The 6,145-nt window shown below is 63.3% G+C and carries 5 protein-coding genes and 1 pseudogene; 4 read left to right on the forward strand and 2 right to left on the reverse strand.

Features of this window, described 5'->3' with window-relative positions; genetic code table 11:
* Nucleotides 1-388: pseudogene (locus tag WCB02_RS00170) on the reverse strand (GGDEF domain-containing protein); the annotation flags it as partial.
* A gap of 426 nt (nt 389-814) precedes the next feature.
* On the opposite strand from WCB02_RS00170, the gene WCB02_RS00175 reads away from it, so the two are divergent.
* The 4 genes from WCB02_RS00175 to WCB02_RS00190 all read left to right on the forward strand — a co-directional run bounded on the left by WCB02_RS00175 (nt 815) and on the right by WCB02_RS00190 (nt 5,000).
* Entirely contained in the window at nt 815-1,381 is a 567-nt protein-coding gene (locus tag WCB02_RS00175) for a sigma-70 family RNA polymerase sigma factor (protein WP_423955077.1), read from the forward strand.
* Nucleotides 1,378-2,079 (forward strand): hypothetical protein, encoded by a 702-nt coding sequence (locus tag WCB02_RS00180; RefSeq protein ID WP_423955078.1) that lies wholly within the window; start codon nt 1,378-1,380, stop codon nt 2,077-2,079. Before WCB02_RS00175 ends, WCB02_RS00180 begins: the two co-directional genes overlap by 4 nt.
* A gap of 34 nt (nt 2,080-2,113) precedes the next feature.
* Complete coding sequence (locus WCB02_RS00185; protein WP_423955079.1) at nt 2,114-3,937, forward strand: S8 family serine peptidase; 1,824 nt, start codon at nt 2,114-2,116, stop codon at nt 3,935-3,937.
* A gap of 391 nt (nt 3,938-4,328) precedes the next feature.
* Nucleotides 4,329-5,000, forward strand: coding sequence for a TIGR03809 family protein (locus WCB02_RS00190; protein ID WP_423955080.1), 672 nt, complete (start codon nt 4,329-4,331; stop codon nt 4,998-5,000).
* A 5-nt stretch (nt 5,001-5,005) separates the two neighbouring features.
* Here WCB02_RS00190 and WCB02_RS00195 read toward each other — a convergent pair.
* On the reverse strand, nt 5,006-6,145 hold a 1,140-nt coding region (locus WCB02_RS00195), incomplete at its 5' end, for a TIGR03808 family TAT-translocated repetitive protein (protein WP_423955081.1).

Raw genomic sequence — 6,145 nt, forward strand, 5'->3', positions numbered from 1 at the left:
GAAACAGCGTGCACAGAAACATCACGCCGACCTCGGGCACGAGATAGGCGAAGACCAGCATCATCGCCATGCCGGTAGCCAGTTGCGGCGCGACGAAGTAATGATCCTTGAAGCGTTCGGTGAATCCGGCTTCCGAGAGTAGCAGATAGACCGCTACCGCGAGCAACCCACAGGCAGCGTAAGCGGAACTGATGCTGACCGGGATCGTGCCGGCACGCGCGTAGACCCACAGGATGATGGCATCCAGCAGATAGCTCGCCGCAATCATGAGCTGAATCTGGCGGCGTTGTCTCAACCTGCGCGACAGAACCTGAGCCGTCGGTTGTGCGCCAACGCTCTCCAGCTCAGCCGCAATCGGGTTTAGAAAAGGCGACGCAGACGTGCCCATACTCTCGCCATTGATGGAACTCGGCGCCCAAAAATAAGTGGTAAAGCCTTTAGGTTTGGTATCTTTCAGTGTGGACGCAGGGCCGACAAATGGCGGTCGCCATTGATTGGCAATGGAAATTAGCCGGTCCGGAAGGACGCCTCAGATCGTGGCGGCGAGCCGGCGGGGCTCGCAGCTGCTTTTTCGCAACCGAGGCTCGATAAGCCCGGCGGCGGAGCGAGGCTGTTAACGAAGGTATTTTCGTGTCATGACGTTTGATTTTTTTATGTTTTGTTTTCCATCTCGTTCTTTATCTCGTTCTTTCGAAAATCCCCTTTTGTGCGGTAGATCACATACGGCGGCGATAGTTTCGGATAAAATCAAGAATTTTGTCCTAGCCGTCGAACCATCAGCCGGTCCGCTTCGACCAACTCTGCGAGACGGCCATTGAGCGCGACAGCGGTTACGGATGAATCCCTGATCGGCAGGATCGCTCAAGGCGACCGGCTCGCCATGCAGGTGCTGTACGGAAGGCACCATGTCAGGGTGTATCGCTTCGGGCTTCGGCTTGTGCGAGACGAACAGGTCGCGGAAGACCTCATCAGCGAGGTTTTCCTCGATGTGTGGCGTCAGGCTGGCAAGTTTGAAGGCCGCTCCGCCGTCTCGACCTGGCTCCTGGCAATAACGCGATTCAAGGCCCTGTCTGCGCTGCGGCGCAGGAAGGATGCCGAACTGGAAGACGAGGCTGCCAACGCGATCGAGGACACGTCAGACGATCCCGAAGTGACGGTGCAGAAGAAGGATACGGGTCAAGCGTTGCGGAAGTGCATGATATCGCTTTCGCCGGAACATCGGGAGATCGTCGATCTCGTCTACTACCACGAGAAGTCCGTGGAGGAAGTGGCCGAAATCGTCGGGATACCGGAAAACACCGTCAAGACGCGGCTGTTTTATGCGCGCAAGAAACTGGCCGAACTGCTCAAGGCAGCCGGCGTGGAACGAGGCTGGCCGTGATGGCATTGAGCAACAGGATGCTGGACCAAGAACCCAGTGAAATGGAGATGCTGCTGCCCTGGCATGCCGCTGGCACGCTAAGTGCGCGCGATGCGCGCCGTGTCGAGGACGCGCTCGCCCACGATCCTGAGCTCGCCCGGCAATATGCCGTGATCCGCGAAGAATACACCGAAACCATCGGTCTCAATGAAAGCCTCGGCGCACCGTCCGCACGCGCCATGCATAGACTATTTGCGGCCATCGAGACTGAACCGACGCCCGAGCAGCGACGCTCGCTCGATATCTCGACGCGTATCGCCGGCTTTTTCGCCGGCCTCTCGCCGCGGACACTGGCATGGTCGGCGAGCCTGGGGGCGGTTCTGCTGCTGCTGCAGGCAGGGGTGATCGGTGCGGTCCTGATCAAGAACGAGTCCACCATCTATCAGACGGCCTCGTTGAGTCCCGACGAGCCAGCAGTGACGCGCGAACTGGGTCTGGCGACGCCGCCACGTGCGCTGGTCCGCTTCGCCCCGGATGCGCGGGTCGCCGACATCATGGCATTGCTTGACGCCTATCAGGCCACGATCATCGATGGCGTCAAGGGGGGCATGTTTCGTCTGCAGTTCGGCAGTAAGGCGATGACCCAGGACGAAGTCGCCAGCCTGCTGAGCCGGTTGCAGCGCGAGAAGATCGTCAAGCTTGCGGTCGCGACGCCCTGAGGCCGCGACCCTCCTTTTGGAATCCGAGGTCCCCATGCGTTTTGATGTCGCGCGCCGGCGGATGAGGGCACGGCATGCCGCGTGGGCGCTGGCCGCGATGGCATTGGCGGCGGCCGCCTTCCTCGCAGGTCCCGCCGTCCATGCGCAAGGTTTCATGCGCACGCCGAGCCTCAATGTCGGCGCGCGCGCCCCGACGATCAGCGACAGCAACATCAATGCCAACATTCCGGGCGGCGCGGTCAACAATGTCGGCCGCACGGTGACCACCGTCCGGCCGTTGCCGCCAAGACTGACGGGAAGGCTGACGCCGATACTGCCGCCAAGGCTCACGGCAAGGCTCCCGGCAAGATTCAATCCGCACCCTCCTTACGTCTACTATTCCCCGAACCTCTATCCGGGCTGCGGCGGCGCAGATCGCGGCATCGCCGGCGGATGCCTGGACGTGGCGGCCTCGACAGCGCCGAGCCGCCGCCGCACAGCCAAGGCCAAGACGACAGGCGCTCCGCGCAACGATGCGCAGGCCGCGTCAGACCGCGCTATCCGCACCATTGCCAATGAACTAGTGGCCGAGATCGACGGTGCGCTGTCGGATGCGCAGGCTGACGAACTGGCGCGGCGGCACCGGCTGATGCGGATCGGGTCGCAGAACTTTCCGCTCATCGGTGCGACCGTCGGCCTGTTCCGCATCGCCGATCGCCGGCCGCTCGAGACGGTGAGTCGCGAGTTTGCGGCCGATGCCGGCGTACGTTCAGTACAGCCGAACTTCCGCTATCTGCTGCAAGAGCAGAAAGAGACGGAGCACAAGGTTGCCCTGGCCGAGGGCGATCCCGCGCAATACGCCTTGCCAAAACTGCGATTGCCCGAGGCGCATACGCTGGCTCACGGCACCAACGTGACCATCGCGGTGATCGATTCCGGAATCGACGCCAAGCACCCGGAGCTCACCAATTCGATCGTCGAATCCTATGACGCGCTCGGCAGCAAGGAAGGTCCGCATGCGCATGGCACCGGCATTGCCGGTGCGATCGCTGCCCATGCGCGGCTGATGGGCAGCGCGCCGGCTGCGCGGATTCTGGCGATCCGCGCCTTTGGCGTGGCGTCGAGCGGTGTACAGAGCAACTCCTTCGTGATCTTGAAGGCGATGGACTACGCCGCAGCGCATGGCGCGCAGATCGTCAACATGAGCTTCGCCGGTCCGAAGGACAATTTGATCGAGCGGGCGACTGCGGCGCTTGCGAGCAAAGGCATCGTGCTGGTGGCCGCGGCCGGCAACGCCGGCGCCAAATCGCCGCCGCTCTATCCCGCCGCCAATCCGAACGTGATCGCCGTCAGTGCGACCGACGAGCACGACCAGCTGTTCAGCGCCTCGAATCGCGGTAACTACATCGCGCTGGCCGCGCCCGGCGTTGATATATTTCTGCCAGCGCCGGACCAGAAATACCAGATGACGTCGGGGACCTCATTCTCTGCGGCATTCGTCAGCGGCCTGGCCGCGCTGGTGCTGGAGCGCAATCCCGCGTTGAAGCCGGAGCAATTGCGCACGATCCTGGTGAAGACCGCACGCGGGCTGGCATCACCGGCTCGTGATGACCTGTTCGGCGCAGGCGAGGCCGACGCATATGCGGCGGTCGAGGCCGCGATCGTCGCGCCCTCGACCCCGGTCACGGCCTCGGAGCCGGCCAAGGAGACTGCCAAAGAAACTGCCAAGGAAACTGCCAAGGAAACCGTCAAACCCCACAGAATGCCTGCAGAACCGCAGGAAAATCCAGCGCTTCGCGCGCTGGCGCCCGCCGCAGCGGACGTCGTTGCATCCGACAAGCCCGCAGCCAGTGATGCGGTTCGGCCCGCCGAGCGATAAGCTTGCGCGGAAAAATTGCTCGCCCGATCGTAAAAAATCGCCGGGCGTTTTGAACGTCCTGGGTACCCTCGGCGACCAATTGACGTGGGAGCGGAAATTCCCTCCCCACGGCTATATCAGGCGCGAGCGCCCATCCACCCCAAGCGCCCGTATGGCTTGACCCGTCCGGTTGTCCCCCCGGACGGGTCTTCCGGTTCTGGCGACAACTCTTCGCGCTCCGAAGAGTAGGCACGTGGTTGACCCGTGTAACCACGGGTTGTGCACGCTTATGATCGTGTTGCGCAAACGTCGCTAGACAGCAGAAATGTTTTTCACAACATAATCCCGACACAAGTGGGTTGATTCGTCTGCGTCGGGTGCTGCGTCCGTTTCTCTTTCTGCGGGCTGGTTCATGACACTTCAAACAGACGTGGCCCCTGGCCGCGATCTCCTCGCGTGCTGGCGCGAGCTTGCCGAGCATCGGCTGGAATATCTGACACGCATGTTCGAGAGCGGCCGCTGGCGCCGCTACTATAGCGAGCTCGCGTTTCTGGAGAACATCAGGGAAGCCAAGCTGGCGGTGGATACTTGGCGCAGCCTGTCGGAGTCTCATGCCCAGCCTAAATCGGCGCCGATCGCGGCATCATGGTCGGCGCCGCCGCGGCTGTCAGGGCTACCGAAGCTTGCGCCGCGCCCGGCTCCGATCGCCGCCGCGTCGCGTATCGAGATACCAGTCCCTGTCGAGCCAATCGCCCTTGCGCCACGTGCAGAGATACCGATCGCGGTTGCGCCACGCGTCGCGATGGCAGCCATCGCACCCATCGCGATTGCGCCGCGCGCTGAGACCCCGGTCCCCGCTGCGCCACTCATGATCGCGCCGATCACCGAAGCCCTTTTCGGCACCGAGCCGCCGGCCGACTCGGCAGCCGCCGAGGAGGCGGAGCTTGCAGCACCAGAACAGGAGCCGCGGGCCGCGCCGGTCGATCTGGCGGCGCTGGAGCGCGCCATGATCGATGCGTTTGCTCCGGTGCCGGATCTGGCCACGATCGAGCAACGCTACCCGCTGCTTCGCCTCACGCTCTGAGAGAACTACCGCACCGCGTTGCTGCCGATCACGACCTGCGCATGGCGCTCCGCGCCCGCGGCGGACAGATCCTGTGTGATGGCGCGGCCATGATCGAGCCCAACCACCGCGCCGCGCGGCGTCCCGGAAATCATGTTGTTGTTGACCAGCGCGGTGCCAGCGCCTGCCACGACCGACACGCCGATGCCGGCAAGGCTGTTGCGGATCACATTGCCGGTGATGGCGACGTCACGCAGATATTTGCCCCAGCCGGCGACGATGCCGAACGCTGGTGCGTTCTCGATCACATTGCCGGTCACCGACGCGTCAGCCTCGACATAGATTCCGATGCCGGCGTCATCGTCCGGCGCGGTGCCGATCGGGCGCTTCGGCAGCAGATTGCGGATGACGTTGCCTTGCACCACCGCGATGCGTCCGCCCTCGTTGAAGTTGCAGACGGAGACGCCGAACGCCGCGCCATCGACGGTATTGTTGGCGATCACGGCGCCTTCGAAGGAAAATTCCGCATACAGCGCCACTTCGCGGACATCGCTGACACTGTTGCCGGTGATCTGTATGTTCGATGCCGAATTGCCGCGCACCGCGGAATAGTCGCAATTCCGGATGCGGTTGCCGCGCACGATCACATTGCCGGCACGAAACGCGTTGATGGCGTTGCCATATTGCCCGGAGCCGCCGGGACCGGCCTTGATGTCTTCGATGCGGTTATCTGTGACCAGCGTGCCGTCGTCGCCGATCGCGGTGCGCAGGATCTCGATGCCGTTGTCGCTTGTGCCGGAAATGGTGTTGCGTGATACGATGAGCCCGAGCGCATCGAACGACACCAGCGCGGTGGCGACGATGTCGGTGAAGATGTTGCCGCTAACCTCGCCCGAGACCTGCTCGAGCCAGATGCCGCAGCCGCTGCTGCCGGTGATCTCGCAATCGGTGATCCTGATGTCGCGCCCGCCGGGACAATGGATCAGCCCGCGCCGGGCCGGCAGGGCAATGCCGCCGCCGTCGAACGTCAGTCCCATCAGCGTGGCATTGTCGACACCTTCGCCCAGCACCAGTGACGCGCCGCCGGTGAAGATAAGCTTTGTCGCCCCGCGCACGCCGACCAGTTGCGAGCCGCGCGCAAGACTGAGCGTGCCGCTGCGGTAGAC

The sequence above is a fragment of the Bradyrhizobium sp. genome (assembly GCF_049581145.1).
Taxonomy (GTDB): Bacteria; Pseudomonadota; Alphaproteobacteria; order Rhizobiales; family Xanthobacteraceae; genus Bradyrhizobium.